The 15512-nt window shown below is 48.8% G+C and carries 19 protein-coding genes and 1 pseudogene; 5 read left to right on the top strand and 15 right to left on the bottom strand.

From position 1 onward, the window contains the following. Positions 1–270 (top strand): annotated as a pseudogene (locus ABFB09_RS09215) (hypothetical protein); the annotation flags it as partial. 394 nt (positions 271–664) lie between these two features. On the opposite strand, the gene ABFB09_RS09210 reads toward ABFB09_RS09215, so the two are convergent. The 10 genes from ABFB09_RS09210 to ABFB09_RS09165 all read right to left on the bottom strand — a co-directional run bounded on the left by ABFB09_RS09210 (position 665) and on the right by ABFB09_RS09165 (position 8164). Further along, on the bottom strand, positions 665–1399 hold the full coding sequence (locus ABFB09_RS09210; protein ID WP_347001204.1) for a hypothetical protein: 735 nt from the start codon (positions 1397–1399) through the stop codon (positions 665–667). 155 nt (positions 1400–1554) lie between these two features. Then, positions 1555–1929: a hypothetical protein gene (locus tag ABFB09_RS09205; protein ID WP_347001203.1), complete on the bottom strand. Its 375-nt coding sequence runs from the start codon at positions 1927–1929 to the stop codon at positions 1555–1557. A gap of 5 nt (positions 1930–1934) precedes the next feature. Next, positions 1935–4835, bottom strand: coding sequence for a hypothetical protein (locus ABFB09_RS09200; RefSeq protein ID WP_347001202.1), 2901 nt, complete (start codon positions 4833–4835; stop codon positions 1935–1937). Positions 4836–4837: 2 nt separating this feature from the next. Continuing rightward, positions 4838–5221 (bottom strand): hypothetical protein, encoded by a 384-nt coding sequence (locus ABFB09_RS09195; RefSeq protein ID WP_347001201.1) that lies wholly within the window; start codon positions 5219–5221, stop codon positions 4838–4840. Then, a complete protein-coding gene (locus tag ABFB09_RS09190; RefSeq protein WP_347001200.1) occupies positions 5218–6033 on the bottom strand; it encodes a hypothetical protein in 816 nt (271 codons plus the stop codon). The genes ABFB09_RS09195 and ABFB09_RS09190 overlap by 4 nt, the downstream gene beginning before the upstream one ends. 19 nt (positions 6034–6052) lie before the next feature. After that, positions 6053–6529 carry a hypothetical protein gene (locus ABFB09_RS09185; protein WP_347001199.1) on the bottom strand — a complete coding sequence of 159 codons (477 nt, stop codon included), beginning with the start codon at positions 6527–6529 and terminating at the stop codon, positions 6053–6055. A gap of 2 nt (positions 6530–6531) precedes the next feature. Further along, on the bottom strand, positions 6532–6900 hold the full coding sequence (locus tag ABFB09_RS09180; RefSeq protein ID WP_347001198.1) for a hypothetical protein: 369 nt from the start codon (positions 6898–6900) through the stop codon (positions 6532–6534). A gap of 12 nt (positions 6901–6912) precedes the next feature. After that, positions 6913–7362, bottom strand: a complete 450-nt coding sequence (locus ABFB09_RS09175; RefSeq protein WP_347001197.1) for a hypothetical protein — start codon at positions 7360–7362, stop codon at positions 6913–6915. A 17-nt stretch (positions 7363–7379) separates the two neighbouring features. Next, positions 7380–7649, bottom strand: a complete 270-nt coding sequence (locus ABFB09_RS09170) for a hypothetical protein (RefSeq protein ID WP_347001196.1) — start codon at positions 7647–7649, stop codon at positions 7380–7382. Positions 7650–7708: 59 nt separating this feature from the next. Then, positions 7709–8164 carry a hypothetical protein gene (locus ABFB09_RS09165; RefSeq protein WP_347001195.1) on the bottom strand — a complete coding sequence of 152 codons (456 nt, stop codon included), beginning with the start codon at positions 8162–8164 and terminating at the stop codon, positions 7709–7711. Positions 8165–8305: 141 nt separating this feature from the next. Between ABFB09_RS09165 and ABFB09_RS09160 the strand changes: the two genes are divergently transcribed. Genes ABFB09_RS09160 through ABFB09_RS09145 form a run of 4 tightly spaced genes read left to right on the top strand, consistent with a single transcriptional unit; the run spans position 8306 to position 11830 of the window. Further along, entirely contained in the window at positions 8306–8602 is a 297-nt protein-coding gene (locus ABFB09_RS09160) for a hypothetical protein (protein WP_347001194.1), read from the top strand. A 14-nt stretch (positions 8603–8616) separates the two neighbouring features. Beyond that, positions 8617–9573 (top strand): hypothetical protein, encoded by a 957-nt coding sequence (locus ABFB09_RS09155; RefSeq protein WP_347001205.1) that lies wholly within the window; start codon positions 8617–8619, stop codon positions 9571–9573. Next, positions 9570–11486 carry a hypothetical protein gene (locus ABFB09_RS09150; RefSeq protein WP_347001193.1) on the top strand — a complete coding sequence of 639 codons (1917 nt, stop codon included), beginning with the start codon at positions 9570–9572 and terminating at the stop codon, positions 11484–11486. The genes ABFB09_RS09155 and ABFB09_RS09150 overlap by 4 nt, the downstream gene beginning before the upstream one ends. After that, positions 11486–11830 carry a hypothetical protein gene (locus tag ABFB09_RS09145; protein WP_347001192.1) on the top strand — a complete coding sequence of 115 codons (345 nt, stop codon included), beginning with the start codon at positions 11486–11488 and terminating at the stop codon, positions 11828–11830. Before ABFB09_RS09150 ends, ABFB09_RS09145 begins: the two co-directional genes overlap by 1 nt. 254 nt (positions 11831–12084) lie before the next feature. Here the strand turns inward: ABFB09_RS09145 and ABFB09_RS09140 are convergent, their stop codons facing one another. The 5 genes from ABFB09_RS09140 to ABFB09_RS09120 form a co-directional block, all read right to left on the bottom strand. Further along, entirely contained in the window at positions 12085–12255 is a 171-nt protein-coding gene (locus tag ABFB09_RS09140; RefSeq protein ID WP_347001191.1) for a hypothetical protein, read from the bottom strand. An 87-nt stretch (positions 12256–12342) separates the two neighbouring features. After that, complete coding sequence (locus tag ABFB09_RS09135; RefSeq protein WP_347001190.1) at positions 12343–12765, bottom strand: hypothetical protein; 423 nt, start codon at positions 12763–12765, stop codon at positions 12343–12345. Position 12766: 1 nt separating this feature from the next. Next, on the bottom strand, positions 12767–13894 hold the full coding sequence (locus ABFB09_RS09130; protein ID WP_347001189.1) for a hypothetical protein: 1128 nt from the start codon (positions 13892–13894) through the stop codon (positions 12767–12769). Between the two features lie 2 nt (positions 13895–13896). After that, positions 13897–14586 (bottom strand): recombinase family protein, encoded by a 690-nt coding sequence (locus ABFB09_RS09125; RefSeq protein WP_347001188.1) that lies wholly within the window; start codon positions 14584–14586, stop codon positions 13897–13899. Between the two features lie 230 nt (positions 14587–14816). Further along, a partial coding sequence (locus tag ABFB09_RS09120; protein ID WP_347001187.1) for a DnaB-like helicase C-terminal domain-containing protein occupies positions 14817–15512 on the bottom strand: 696 nt, incomplete at its 5' end.

Below are 15512 nucleotides of genomic sequence, written 5' to 3'. Positions count from 1 at the left end.
TATCAAAAGCTGAAACGGAAGATGAAGGTTGTCTTCCTACACGATGTTGCAGATCGGCGAATATTTCGGCTTGAAAGTAGTATCACATTCAGCGGTATGGTAATCGAAGGACAGATAGAAGTCGGCCAGGAATATGAAGGCCAAATCATCCTGGCGATCTTCGATATCGGTGATTGGTTCGCTATTTGTACAAAAACTCAGGGGGTACTGGAAGGCGGGCCGAAATACATCGCGAAGGATAGCGTAAAAACTGTGACTGAGTTCGAATAACTGTGAAAACATTCAGAATAAAGTCGGAGTTTTCTCAATTATGATTCGCTTAAGATACAAAATACATACCCCGGGGGGGGTATAAATCTTCAGGGTTGCCAATGATTAGAAACGTATATTACACGAACCATTAAGAACCATCAGTATCTCGATAAATCGTATCTCGCTTGCCAATGATTCGGATAATTATTTCGTCGGCGCAATCATCATATTCATATAATATGCGATAATCTCCGACCCGACGTTTGAACAATCCACTCAGGTTGTTAGATAGGGGATGATGGTCCACGTCCTTTCGGTATTTCCACAACCAGTCACATTTACTTGCTAAGCGTCTGGCATCTTGTCTTGGAACTGATTCGAAGGCCTGTGGGTCAAATAGCAATGCCATCAATTAACATCCAATACGAGCTCTGATTTCGTTGGATGTCAATAACGATTGGCGTGGTAAACTCCTTGAATTATTTAATTTTGATTCAATTTCTGGCATCAATTCCAGATTAGCGTCTGGATCTGGGAGTAATTCATTAAATTCTTCTAAAAGACCACTTAACCGGCCTAGTCCAGCTCGAAGAGTGGGAATTTCTGCAAGGCTAGTCGTTCGGGCAGACAAAATGTAATTGTATTGATCAGCCGGGAAATCATCTTGATCTTGAAAAGGACCCGAATATCCGACAGCGGCATCTTCATCAAGTTTGCTGAATTCAACAGAAAAAACGGGTTCTTTATTGTAAATAGAGATTGGTTCTGGTCCCACATTGATGAGATTCATCATCAAACGACCGCGGAAACCCGGATCTAATTGAAGACCACCAAAAGCATTCATTCCTTTACGTGCAAATGCAGACCTTATACCAAACCGACCTGTTAAGTTTAATGGGAGCGATATTGTTTCATAGGATAGAATCGCTATCATTTGCCCGGGGAGAACTTCACAGCCATCGGGATTTTCTCTAAGGTCAACCACTTTCCCAAGGTTGGTTTCTCCGACCGGACTTGCGAGTACTTTATAGAACAGTCGGAGGTCATATGTTGCCGGTTCCAACAATTTGGTATCAAACGGTTCAATTTTAAGGGTTTTTTCTTCAATCAGGCGCTGAATTTGCCTGCCAGTCAATACACTCATCATATCCTCCCCAGGACTAATACTGGGTGGGTTGTTTGTTACATTCTATATATTAAGTGGTCCTAATGCAAGAAAAATCTTAGTATTTTTGCCACTTTTAGCGCGGCTAAACGGCCTTCAAATACTTTTTAGAAGCGTCTGGCGGTAGGGTTTGGGGGTTAGTTGAGGGACGGAACTCTGTCAGGGAATTGTGGCTGAAACTCCCTGATATACGGAACGCCTTCGAGTATTAGTTCTTGAGCAGTTTTTACGTCTCGGGCTGGGAGTTCATATTGAAATGCTTGCATGATAATTTTTGTATTAGGGTGTTTGGTAATATAGAGAATTGACCTAACACTGTCCTCAAACGGGCCTGCGATAATAACATTGTCAGGATCCTGAACTTCTCGGCGGGCAATAAACCAATATTTTCTGTTGAGGTCACGTTTTCGCATGATGTGGCCCCAAATAACAGCACCGGTCATCATTATGACGAAAGTAGCTATTAAAAAGATGCCTATTTGGGTGGCTGTTATTGAATCAATCCATTCCACTCAAGCTACCTCATTCCCAGCTGCCTCCGGATATTGCGCGGCATGGTCTGTTTAACTACCTTCGGCGGCTTGTTTTCAATAAATTCTATCTTTGGTTGCTTGGTCAAGTCAATCTTTGCTTCAGTTACGCCCATTTCGTGCTCTAATTCCTGAGGCGGTTTGTCACCCCGGGTAAAAAATGTTTCCTTGGGAGTGCCGTCAAATCGCTTTGCACCTTCCGGCGGACGCCTGGTATAAATAGTTTCACCGTTTTTACGCTTTACGATCCACCAAAGGCCCTGGCGCCATGCAACGTCTCCAATCCCCATTTTTATACGTGGTTCATCAGAGCCATTATCGCCCTTAGTTGATATTCGTTTATCACCCTTCCTCGGTGGAGGAACAGGAGGTGGAGGCGGAGGTACCGGCGGCGGTGGAGGAGGCGGCCGATTGTCATCCGGAGGCCTACGATCCGGTGGTGTTGGCGGCCTATTATCACCTGGTACCCGACGACTATCGTCAACTCCTGAGCGATTTCCGGTTTTACCACGCCCACGGTCATTATCGGTTCTTCCTCTTGCGACACCACCCCCAAATACAGCCCTGTTACCACCCCGGGTTGACGTTCGTCCTCGAGCTGTGTCTGCCCCACTTCTGGCCGGGCGGGTAGAAGCCCGTGTTGATTCACCGGCTCTGGCTGTTCTGGTGGCGTCTCTTACTTCCTCTTGCATTGTTCTGGCAGCATATCTTAACCCAACACGAGCAGTGGCCCCTGTATTAGAAATACGAGCAGCTCGTTCCAAACGGATGCGCTCTGCATCCATCCGTTTGATGTCTTTAACAAGCTGTTTGGCTGTGGGGGTTGTCGTTTGTCCTTGTTTTTTAAGAGCTTTTAGATCCGCCTTAGCCTGTTTTAACAATGCGTTGTTCTCAAGTAATTCATCATATGCTTTGGAAGCAGCTTTACCGCCCTTAACACTTTTGGCCGGACGGAAAATATCACGGACGGTATCGGCAGCACCGACAATCTTCATTTTTGATATTTGCTGAGCTGTCAGTTTTGGCCCAAATACAGGCATCACTAATTTGGTGCCGTCTGCTGCCCTGGTCATCATCATTTGTGACGGCGGTGGAAGTTTAACACCGGCAGGCAGTGTCATTTCGATCTCAACAGTTCCCTTGTAAACCTTGCCTGATGGTTTTAATTGTTTAAGGATTTTCGGATCAGTGATTATTAAAGCTCCCGGAACTGCTTTCTCTCCACCCACCAAACCAAACGCCGATGAACGGGTAAATCTAGTGTGTAGAGTCGGGGCCACAAATAGGCCTTTACCCTCAAGACCGGGAATAATCTCAATTCCATTTAAGAATGGCCTGATATCGGGCGTAGAATGTACCACCGCTGGAGCGATAGTAGTGTTGATGGCTTTATTGGTTAATGCAACTTGTGTACCACTTGGTGCTGTTGCTTTCGGTGTTTTACCTGAGATCTGAGCCATGGTGATATCATCACGTAATTCCATAGCTGCTTTAGGCGTAACCTTCAAATCGGTGGCTACACCTAACCGGACCGTGGATTCCTGAACTTCCAAAGCTGATAGCGGGATTTTACTTGGTTTTACCATGGTTTCTATCGGGTAAAGTACACTTTTCGCTGTGTCTATCGGGCGTGTAATAGTCGTCAGTGGTGCCCTTGCCTCAGCTATCAGCGCTTCAGTGACACCTTTAGCGGTGGATTTCCCAGCCCTGACAGCTGCCCCAGCAATTCCAGCCAGCGGGATAAAGGTTAATAAATCCAGTCCGGCTGAAAAAACCTTGCCGCCGGTGTCCATTTTATCCCAGAAGGCGATGGTGCCGACGATCGGTACCATACCCAAAGCAAAATCGCCAACGACTTCACCTGTCTTAGCCTGTGAATTCAGCACCCGGGTAACATATTCCTGCTGGCTTTCTACCATGACAAGCCCTGCTTTGGATGCCTCAGCAGCATTTGCTTGGTATTCCTTGACCAGATCGTCCTGGTTGAATGTCTTTGTTGTGGCTTGCCCAAAAGTCAGGATCTCTTTAACCCTGTCTTTTATCGCCCCTGAGTCCTGCAGTGTCGATGCTTCCAGTACATCATCAATAGTTTTGTAGTCACTTGGTTTGCCGCCCAAAGCATCAGCAACCGATAATGAATTTACAGAACCATCATCTTTGAGTATTTGAGTCGGCTTGAGCCCAGTGATATCAGCCAGTTCTCTGGCCTTCGATTGATTGATAGCGATTTGGATCTGTTTGGCTGCGTCTGCTGACACCTGGTTGTTTTGTTTGATAGTTTCAACACTAACCGAACCACCTTCAACACCAAGGTTCTTGGCAGTTTCAGCAGGCATCATCCCCAAGGATAAAGCTGCTGTCGTGGACATTCCCTCTGGAGCAACCTTAATTGAAGAAACCGGCGCGCTAGAATCCAAATCTGTGGCTTTCACCGGTTCAGGCGGTGGTTTAGTACCCGCCGGTTCCGGTGTTTTAGCTTCAGATACGGTGATATCACTTTGACCTGGCGGCGGTGATGACGCTTTCTTTGCCTGTTCCTCAGCAGCCTTTAGCAGCCCGGGGTCAAGGGCCGCGGAAGTTCCGCTGGGGGGAGTTACTGCCGATGCCGGGGGAATGTAAGTATCGGCCGGCACATAGAGTTTATAATCAGACGGCTTACCGCCGAGTTTGTCCGCCAGCTGCGCCGCGGTGAGTCCAAGGTAATCAGACGGCTTGCCGCCGTTCTTATCCGCTAACCGGGCCGCGCCCATCTCAGTGGTGGTTCCGGCGGTAGTAGTAGAGCCGGAAGTATTGTTCTTGGCTTGTTCAGCCGCTTTCAGAAGTCCGGGGTCAATGGTTGTTTGAGTCTTAATAACCTTTGAGCCGCTGCTATCCCAGATACTAGCCATAATTAACCTCCGTCGCTGTCAAAGCGGCCTTTACTGAACGCGAACACTGCCGCTTTGACAGCCAAGTACATCCCAACGATTGCGACCAATATCGCGTTGAAGTGCACATTCTGGGCGATGGTTGGGTCAAATATACTTATCGCATAAACGATGATACCCATACCGGCCATCAGAAACAGAATTGGATCCCGATTCCCCTCGCTGTCCTTCATGATCATGGCGATGGAAACAATTCCGGCTACTATCAATAGACCGATGAAGGCCGCCACGGCATCAGCCATCGAGCTTGTTATTGCAGATTGAAGGGCGGCGCTTATTGCGTCGCCTTGCGCGTTAATAGCATCAGCCAGCGTTTGACCTAAGAGTTCGGCTGCTTCGTCGCTCATGAGTTTGTCCCTCGTAGTAGTTTATTTATCTCGCTCTGACTCATACCCCTGTCATATAGCGCCTGGGTGAGGTTGCCCAGGTCGTTATGAGACATGGCCGGTGTATTCATACCGGCCGGGACCTGAGAAGCTTCGGCTAATTGCTCAACGGATGGGTTGCCGGGTTGGTTAAGGTCAAACATAGTGACCCGTTTCTTTACTTTTATCTGCTCTTGACCCTCGAATATATCAATGACATTGTAGCTGCGGTAATACGGAAATAGATGTTTCGGCCGTAAAAGTGCAGTGTTTAATTGTGACCATGGCTCGCCGGTTAAAAAGCCTTTGCAATCATAAGTCACCATCTTCATCACCGTTCCCTGGGGAATATGATTCTCCCGACCCCACGGTGAGAAGTGAAGGTCAGAACACACTGTCAGTAAGTGAGTCAGCCAACGCATGCGGTCATAGAGCCATTGCCAATTCTGGAGGGTATAGAATATCCCTAGACCGACTTTCCGGCGCTGCATGCCAACGTAGCCGGTGAGTTGGTTGATTACTGTCATATGGCGGGATGAGTCATTGAATTGCTGTATCTCGTCAATGCCAACGATTACATTGTTCAGTTGTGCCAATTCTGTCACCAGGCTTTTGGTGCTGATCTCTTTGACTAATTGACCGTTGGGCGTGTAAAGCTCATACCCCGGAAATGTCCGGCATTGGCCGCCTTGCCCATACTTGTTCTTGGTGAGCATGTGGCGTTCCATCCAATAGGTCATACCGGTGGTTTTACCAGCGCCTTCCGGTCCTATGAATCCCCAAATGGCAACCATTTATCACTCCTAATTGTTTTTATAGTGTTTTTGGTGGTCCGGCTTGCTTCCCTTCACCGTTTCGGGAGGCAGCCATGCGATAACGTTCACCAATGGCGGCAGAGACAGCTTGTTCTCTGGCCGTGCCGTTGATAGAAGCCCAACCAGCCAGCTTGCGCCTGATATAGGCTTTGCCGTCCTCGTCCCCGAATTCATCACAAAGGTCGAAGTAAGCCAGCGCCGCGTCCAGTTTCATTTCAGCTTTGTTGGCGGCTTTGTTGTTGACGATGATGGTCCGCATCCAAAGCGTTTCCGGGTTATCACCGGTATGCAGCAGCTCGCGAGTTATTGACGGTGTGCCCATGGTGGTCAAGTCTTGTTCCAGCATCTCTCGGGTTAAACCGCCAGGCGGGGGACTATTATCAGTAAAGTCAGGGGTGACACCGGCAGCATTAACCTCGGGTACGGTGCCCTTTGGGTTCTCTTTGCTTTTACCGTTTCTTTTTGCTACAGCCATAATTAAGCCGGTCCTATCATTTCAGTTCCCACCACTATCAGAACGAAACCCAGCACCCCCAAGAACACAAACAGTGATACCAGTTTGGCTTTTTTCCATAATTGGCTGTCACCGGGGAACAAGCGCTGACAGATCTGGAAGATGGCGGTAAGCGCTCTCCATAATTTCTCAGGCGGTGCCTTAACGTCCTTGGGAATTTCGGGTTGGGTATATGTAACTTTGCCGGATTCATCAGTTTGCCGAATCACTACCGGCAACCAACGATTCCCGACCAGTCGTTTCTTCCAATTTACGTTGAGGTCTGTTTCAGGAAGCGTTTCTGCTCCCCATCCTTTTTGCCTATCAATTACTATTGCGTTTGTCTTTGCCATGTTTAATATTCCTTAAAATGGCCACTGTAATCGGTCAGAATTTACAGCCAGCCCAATGAGTAACATGCCGAGAATAGTTGAACCTGTTCCGTAAATCATTGTTTGTAAAATGTCGGACATGCGGTCCTTTTTGAAATCGGATTCCGAGACACTGTGTGCCTGTTTTCGGCGCTCCTTGAAGATTTGGGATACCAGTTTCTTTGAATCATCCTGATTCGATTTATTACCATCCAACGGAATGGGCGCTACATCTCTTTCGCTTGCTAAAATGAACGGAACATTGGTGCCCCGCTGCGGAAAGCAATCGTCCGATAGTAGCGCCCACGCCTGTTGTGCCGTGTCATCTCTCACGCAACCGACCTCGACGGGTAGCGACAACACCAGGAGTCGGCTGTCCTCCGTAAGGAGTAGTACGCCGTGTTCCCGTTTGTTTTTTCCTAACCCGAATAAGCCTTTACCCATGTTGCGATTAAGTGAGACTAGCGGAGTTTCTTGGATTTGCCACCACTGGTTGAAGCCCCACCGCTTCTGCGCATTTTGACCTCATTGAAGACCATAAAGAATACGGCCCCAAGAGCACCAATCCACAGCAGAGCGGGAGCCCAGTTGACCACCATTTCCAACAGCGTGTAGTCAGCGATGTTGACATCAGCTGTTACAGTGGCCAGAGAAGTTAACATTTCCGGAGTCATCGCCGCCAGGAAGATGATCAGAAGGACAGCTCCAAAGATTTTTACTGCAGTTCTCACTTAATTCACCCCCTTTCTGTTTCTAAATTTTGTATGGTTAGTCCATTTGAAACCGTGATTTAACCGGCACCGCGCCGGGTAGCGGCAAAGATTGTGCCGCCAATCAGCGCAAACACGCCGATCACGAACAATGCAGGAGCCCAGCCAATCAGCAGACTCATCATTGTCCAGTCGGATAAAGCGTCAACGTTGTAGTTGACTGTGATAGTGCGAGTGTCTGATGCCACCAAGCCAGAGACAGTCAGGGTATTGGTTGCCGAGGTATAGGTGGAGGCAACAGGGGTATCGAGGACATTGTCAGATGTGACGGTATTAACAGAAGTAGTGCGGTTCCCGTAAAGATCCTGAGTTAGCACTACGTCAGCTGTAAGTTCCCCAACTCCGGTTGTAACTGTCTCAAACGCTTGAGTTACAGGATCAACCTTGACTTCATCCAGGGAACCCATAAACGTCGGCATGGCGGCAAAAAGGAGGATAACGCCGAAAAAGGCTCCAACGATTCCGAATATTTTCAAATTATTCACCTCCTTTCAACGCTCCGGCACGTTTTCCAGTCATTGTAGAAGGTGATTTTTGGCAATCGTTAAGCTTGTTTAACGATTATTCCGAACATTATCTAATAATAAGCAAAATACCTTGATAAACGAGGAAAGCCAATGTATCTTGAGTCCATGTTGGAAGAGAAAAAACAAAAGCGCACACGACGCATTCCCATTCGGACTATCGGCACCGCCATGACAGAGCTACTCAGGTTGAAGGATGATATCAATCTTATCCTCGCTCACTATGAGCGTAGTCCATCTGCTCTGGCTGAAGCCCTGAATGTCAGTAGGGTGAGTGTCTGGGCGTGGCGCACCGGCCATGCCTACCCCCGTGAGCCGGTGCATGTATTGGCTATAATGAAATGTGCAGAAGAAATCAGATCCAAACAAAAATCTACCGCCGCCTCCTAGCCCTGCCGTTGGCAGTGGTGCTGGTACTCGGAGCATCGTCTCCGGTACTGGCGGTTGACCCAGCGTCACCGACGACCTTCACTATTGATTCAGTTCAAGCAGTGACCAACGTCTCGGTGACTGATGATGTGTTGATTGCCTTTAAGTACACCATCGCTTATACCAGCGGACAACCGACAACTCCGGCCAATAAACTATTCCACTTCCGGTTGATGGATGATGATGGAGTCACTCAGCTCGGGGCGGTGGAACCTTATGCTTATAACAATTCAGGGTATGACATGGGCTATTCTGCTTTTTACTTTGACCCACTATCAGCACCTGATTGGGAGTCATCCTTAGTCCTTATAATGGCAGGGAACCCCCAATACTGGGAGACTCCACCTGAAATCAGTTATACCCTTGTTACTACTGATTATTCTCAATTAGAAACCAAAACTGAGAACCAACAACTCTTAGGAGACTGGATTATTACTGTCTGTCAGGAGCTTGAGGTTGATTGGAGCGTTAAACTCTTAACCGAGACTGTTCAGGGTACTATCCTTAACGATACCGGGGCTGCTTACGGTAAAGGAACCATACCAGGCTTACAAACATTGGCCCCTCAGATATTCAGCGTAAAGACTCAGACTATCAATACGGATAGGAGAGGATGGACTACTGCCATGGCTGATTCTTGGGGCGCTCAATGGGAAGGAACCATGGTTGGGGATGCTCTTGATGGCCTTCAGGAGCTGTTTAGCTTGGATAACTGGATTATCCTGACCAGCTTGATTACTTTGATTATCTGTATTGGCTTCTTTGTCTGGGGCTTCGCTTGGATATCCGACAACCAGGCGGCCATGGTGGCCAACTCTCATGTATTAGCGGGAGCCACGGCTCTCGGTTTACTTCACCCGGCCGCGCTGGCAGTTATTGTATTGATATACGGGCTGGCCACCGGGTACATAGTCATAGGAGACAAGTCATGAAGCGATTCTACGGGCTTATTATTACCGGGTTGGTGCTGCTGACCGTCTCAGCACCGGTTATCGCCTCCACGGTCACCGGAGCGCTGTACAAGGCGGCCATTACGGCCACTAACACCAGTTACACCGCTCAGAATGTCAGCGTACCGTTCACTTTGAGCACTCAGGGACTGCTGGATGGGGCATATATCAATAGCAACTTCACCAACGTGGCCATGCAGAACGCAGCCGGGGAGGATGTGGCTTTCATGCCAGGGCAGGACGGGGATCCGTGGATGTTCTTCATCCCGCAGATTGGCCAGAACTCCGCTGCCAATTACAACCTGTACACCGGCGGTACCACGGCCATGGGCGGCGCTATCGCGTACTTCCCGGGGGCTGGGGGGATGACGGTGCCGGATGATGCCAGTCTGGAATTGGGCGATGACTTTGAGATTGAAGTATCAGGATATGTTGATACCTCAGTTGCCGGGGATATAGTAGCAAAAGATAGTGCGTTTACTCTGGCATCAGACGGAGCAGGGAGCGTGACAGCAAGCATTACATCAGCATCCTCACCTACAAAGGGAACAACTACAAATAGTTATAATCCAGATTCACTAAGTACACATTCTATAACGATGCCGTCTGGCGTTGAAAGTGGAGATATGTTAATTGTATTAGTGACTGTTAATTATTCAGTTGCTGGAATTACATTAACGTTTCCGGCTGGGTGGAATCAAATATATGCGGAAAATGTAGGGGGTGCGAATGTTTCTGGTTATGCCTATTACAAAGTGTCAGATGGCTCAGAGGGTGCCAGTATCTCAGTCAATGCTTCAACCTCCTGTTTGTTAGGTAGTCAAGCGTACAGGATAGATAATGGCGGCGGTATTCCTACTGCGACAATCAGTACCACAGGGTCTCCGGGAACATCCCCTAACCCACCTTCTCATACCGCTGGGACAAATGATAATGTATGGCTTGCTGTCACTCATTATCAGAACCCTTCATATAACGTAACTGGTTATCCTAGTGGTTATACTAGTATTTCCCAGGGATTAGGGGGTTCTCCAGCCGCAAGTATAAAAGTTGCATCTGGGTATAAAACCAGCACGAATTATACGGAAGACCCAGGGGCGTTTTCCGCAACTGGTAGTATTAACTTTGTGACTACGACAATAGCAATAGGGCCTTCAAGTACTATTATTACAACATCATCATCAGTATCATCCGGCGAACACATACTCAAAGTAACAGCAGATACTACAAACTTAAAACTCTATGTTGATGGAGTAGAAGAAGATTCCACAGCTTTGGCTGGTGCTTCTGTCCCTGACAATGCAAATGACTGGGTGATGTTTGCCAATAACGTCATGCCATACGTTTACTACGTCAAAATCACCGTCGGAGGAACACTGGTCGGGCATTGGTACTGGGAGTATGACACCACCTTTACAGACCAGTCCGGCAACGGGAACGACGCCACGCCAACCTTCCGGACCACCACTACCGACGCTGATGTAACCGCGGTGATTAAGAGCTACGGCGCGGCCAATCAGTCAGTATTTGACTCTGGTAGTGAGGACGCCGCTCCGGATATAGTCTCAGATGATGATATTCCCGCGGTGTTCTCAATGTTTTACGTTGACCTGCACGCCGAGGATTTACCAGGTATCGGTACAGCGATTAATGATTACCTGGACAACCAATCAATCCCGCAGGAGATAGTCTGGCTGCCATTTGTGTACCTTGGCGGGGCGGTCATCACTATGATCGGCTACCGCTACACCCGAAAGCTGATGCCATCGGCCTTTGCCGGTATCATCTGGAATGTATTCTTTGGTGTAGTCATCGGCTCCGGGCTTTGGGGATTGGTGCCGATTGGAGTAGTTACCCTGGGCGAGATGGCCAACCGTAAGAAGGTGAGTATCTAATGCGCCCCCAGTGGTTGGTATGGCTGGTATTCACCTATATGATAGGCCAGATGATGTGCTTCATTCTGGAGGGGAGCTGGTTTGGCGCCCCGGAGCAAAATCTGATGAACGCTTTAACCGGATTCACAGCCCATGAATTCACCGATAATGTGATCGGTAACATTGGGGTGTTTGTTTTGAATGTTGTGGGGGGAACTATCGGGTTCTTCACCTATGCCCTGCCGAGGCTGCTATTGTGGGATTACTCATTCCTTGAGGGCGGCTGGTCGGTCGTCAAGTGGGTAATTCTATACCCCATCAACGCCGGTACAGTACTGGGTATCATCAGTCTATTTAAGCGGTAACCGCAGCTGACGCCGCAGGCGAAGCATAGAGAATTCCCTCATTAAACCCACGGCCTCAATGGATGACAGCCGGTTGTGTCTCTTAGGCTCAATCCTTTCCCAAATGTCACAACACTCACCGGCGCAGGAGCAGCGGTCACAGCCATCGCCAGCCGGGGAGAGTTCATCGGAACACTGGTCCAACAAATCCCCCAGGGCGACGATATAATTGTCTTGTACTGGCGGTTCAGGGCATCTAACAGCGGCCATTTCTTCTAAAAACATTCCTTTTTGGAAGTCACCGGATCCGCACCGGCGCCATCGTGATTTTCGGGGGTTTCGGCGGGGTGGTTTTTGGAAGCCATTCGGTTGTAAAAATTATCCCAAGTTTTTAAGTCCACTTCTGATCCTTCCTTGAAATGTACAACCATTTTTACAGTCACCATCTTTAACTCCTAAACCTTAGAACAAACTTGGGTTTCCGTATTTATCTTTGATTCGCTTATTCAACATTTTCCAACGCCCTATTTTTATTATGTAACCGATTTTTCAAGTATTACCAATCCGCCCTTGGTTGTTCCACATACTTTCCAGCCTGCCTTCTTAAAACAACAACCAGCATTGGATGACTTTATCCTTTTAGAATTTACATAGGTATAAAAACGTTCGGTGGGCCAACGTTGCCTAGCGAGTTCCTCAGCTTCTAATATAACTTCTGAAGATAACCTATTTCCCTCATTCCTAAATATTGAGCAATTCAATCCTTGTTGCCCTGATGCATCAATAAACTTCCGCCAGATAAACAATTCCCTACAATCTTGAGACAACAAGACCATACGCGCTCCGGGGCCGACAATCCTCTTATGATCCCTGCCGTCTTTATATTCACGCCTTGAGTAATGCCTTTTATGAAGGGCGATTACCCTGGCATCTCCATCTTTCACGGCATACAACATGTTACAAAACACCTCTTTTGTAGTATTCGGTTTCCGGACCGTCCGCGCCGATTAAAACCGGCGCTTTTTGGGAGGGGGGATTTGTAGTGTTTTTATAGAACTCATTCCAGTCAATCAAGAGTTCCCCCTGTGTCTCTATTTCGTCTTCCCATCCGACGCCTATGTAGTCCAGCACCTTGCCCCAACCCATGTCATACATCCAGAAACGCCATTCCTTCGGGTTGGTATGGCGCAGCCGGTCGAAACGGTGCGGCCTCTTTTCGATATGAATGCCGAAGCCGCACATGGTACAGCCGGTTCGCTTGGCCTTAGTCGTTTCCAATGACCCGTCCGGTTGTCGTGCAATTTCGCCATAGATGGCCGGCACTGGTACTTTTAGATCCAAGGCAAGCCGGAGAATGTCCTGCCGGGAGAAGATGGCGAACGGGCAGGACCTGGTTACTGTCTTCCCGTAATAGTTGCAGCCGTTTTTAACCAACGCCTTCTGGCGCTGGCCGCCCTCGGAAGCCATAAGACCCATATATGGATAACTGCCGGTCTCGCGGGAGTATCGGTCACACGGTTTTTCCTTCATGTGATAACAGCAGTCATCGCTGACCCGGAAGGGCGCTGTTTGGTAATTCGTCCCATATTGTTCATTCGCCGGGCCACCGAATAGATCAAGCCACTTCTGGGGCAGCCGCATGCGTGAACCGGTTGCGATAGTTTTGTATCCGCCCAATGCGCCGGTCTCACCTGTTATGATGGCGTGCCGGACGGTGGTGTTTTTCTCAGTTGGGTTTTGAAGTAGTTTGATCTTACTGGCCTTGTCTTTTGAGATGACGGGGTAACCGTACTCGCGGATGACTTCGACCTTGCTTTTTTCAGGCTTCAGGATGATCATGTTGGGTATCAGCCGGTGAACATCCTGGACGGTCTTATCTTCCAGGCTGGATACAGACACGGCCGGAATATCGCCGTTGACGAACTCCCGCACGAAATAGGTGAGGGTTATGCTATCGAGGCCTCCGACCGAAACAAAGACCTTGCCGTCGCATCGATCAAAGAACTCACGCGCGCGCTGTTTGGCGTGAGTTACTTTCGCCTCGTAAGGGAGGCTGCATTTTTGGAGGAATTCATAAACTTCCATCGTTACTTTCCACCTCCATGGCAACTTTCGGCCTTGGCCGCGGCGATATACTGCCGGACCGTCATGCCGGACTCCGCGGCGACCTCATTAACCCGGTTCCAAACAGATCCGGGGACATAAGTCTCACCGGTTTGCTCAGATAACCATGCAGCCGCCCTGTTACACCGCCAGTTATTATTCCGTAAGGCTTCTAAAACTTTGTTGAAGTCCACAGACCTCCTTGGCCTACCCCAAGGCTTCCCCGATTTCGTTCCGACCCTCTTATAATGGTCAACTGATTCCACCACCCTGACCCGGATGGTCTCTCTTTCAAATTCCGCGGCGGCCATCAGGACCTGAAACATGTAATTGCCCATGGGGGTGGAAGTATCAATGGCCCCCTGGCTGACCGCCCGGAAATCAATGCCTTTGTTTTTTAGATCCTGCATGGTGGTTACCGCATCGATGAGGCTTCTCCATGCGCGGTCCATGCGCCAGACGATAATCATCTGAAACCGGCGGGTGGCGGCATGCTTCATCAACTTGGCCCAGCCGTCCCGCTTGATGTAGTCGGTGGCCGAGGCTTCATCAACATACTCACCGAATATTTCGAAGTTGTTGGTCGCGCAGTATTGGCGCATCAGATCCAACTGTACTTCCGGGTTTTGGTCTTTGTCCCGGGTGCTGACACGGGCGTATAATGCGACTTTCATAGCATCATCACCATCATAATCCCTAAAGTCATAAACCCAACCCCTAAAATAAAACCGAAAAAAATAAGCTTTTTTTCGTAGTTTCTGGCTTCTACGAATCTCTGATGGAATGCTATTAATTCGGCCGGACAATCGTTTGATGGGGATGCCCCTACAGGGTGATCTTTGGTGTAGATCGTCTTACCATTTTTGGGTTTGATAATCCACCAATCGCCCTGTTTTTTGAAGCTTCATCTGGCCCTCGCATATTCAAGATTCTGATAACACTGGCGGTCGGCATCCCACCGGGCTTTGACTATGCGCCGGTTGCCGGTGCCGCCGATGCGCTGCTTGTCTATGATTATCTCGGCGATTCCCTCTGGGTATGCCCCGTCAGGATATACATGCGTCCAACCGTACTCCTCGCCCATACTGCGATAATCGGCTTCCCAATCCTCTTTGGTGTAATACCGGTCAACACGGTGCAGCAGGAGAATAACATCAGCGTCCTGCTCTGGCCGTTTAGATTCATACAGGTCAGATTTAACAGGGCGCTTATTCGCCCTGTTCTCGAGGCCGCGGGAGAGCTGGCAAAGCAACAGGATAGGCACGTTGTATTCCAACGCATACCGTTTCAGTGTCTTGGTAATCTCGCCCAGCTCCTGATACCGGCTGGTATTGCTCCGGTTGTTGGAGTTTTCAATGAGCTGTAAATAATCAATCACAACAGATTTCAGCCCGTGACGGGCGGCCATTGATTCCATTTCTTGGTGGATTGAGGCTAAATTAAAAGTCCGGGGCATGGAATAATACACATTTCGGGTTGAAATCACGCCCAGGGCGTTTTGAATATCAGTCAACAGCTCGTCATCATACCGCCCGGACACGATATCCAATACATCCCGCCTGGTCAGTGACGCGACCTCTTTGTCGCTTAGGGTATCGAC

This window comes from Dehalogenimonas sp. THU2 (assembly GCF_039749495.1).
Lineage (GTDB): Bacteria > Chloroflexota > Dehalococcoidia > Dehalococcoidales > Dehalococcoidaceae > Dehalogenimonas.
Note: the sequence above shows the minus strand (reverse complement) of the source record. Positions and strands in the feature narration are given on the sequence as shown.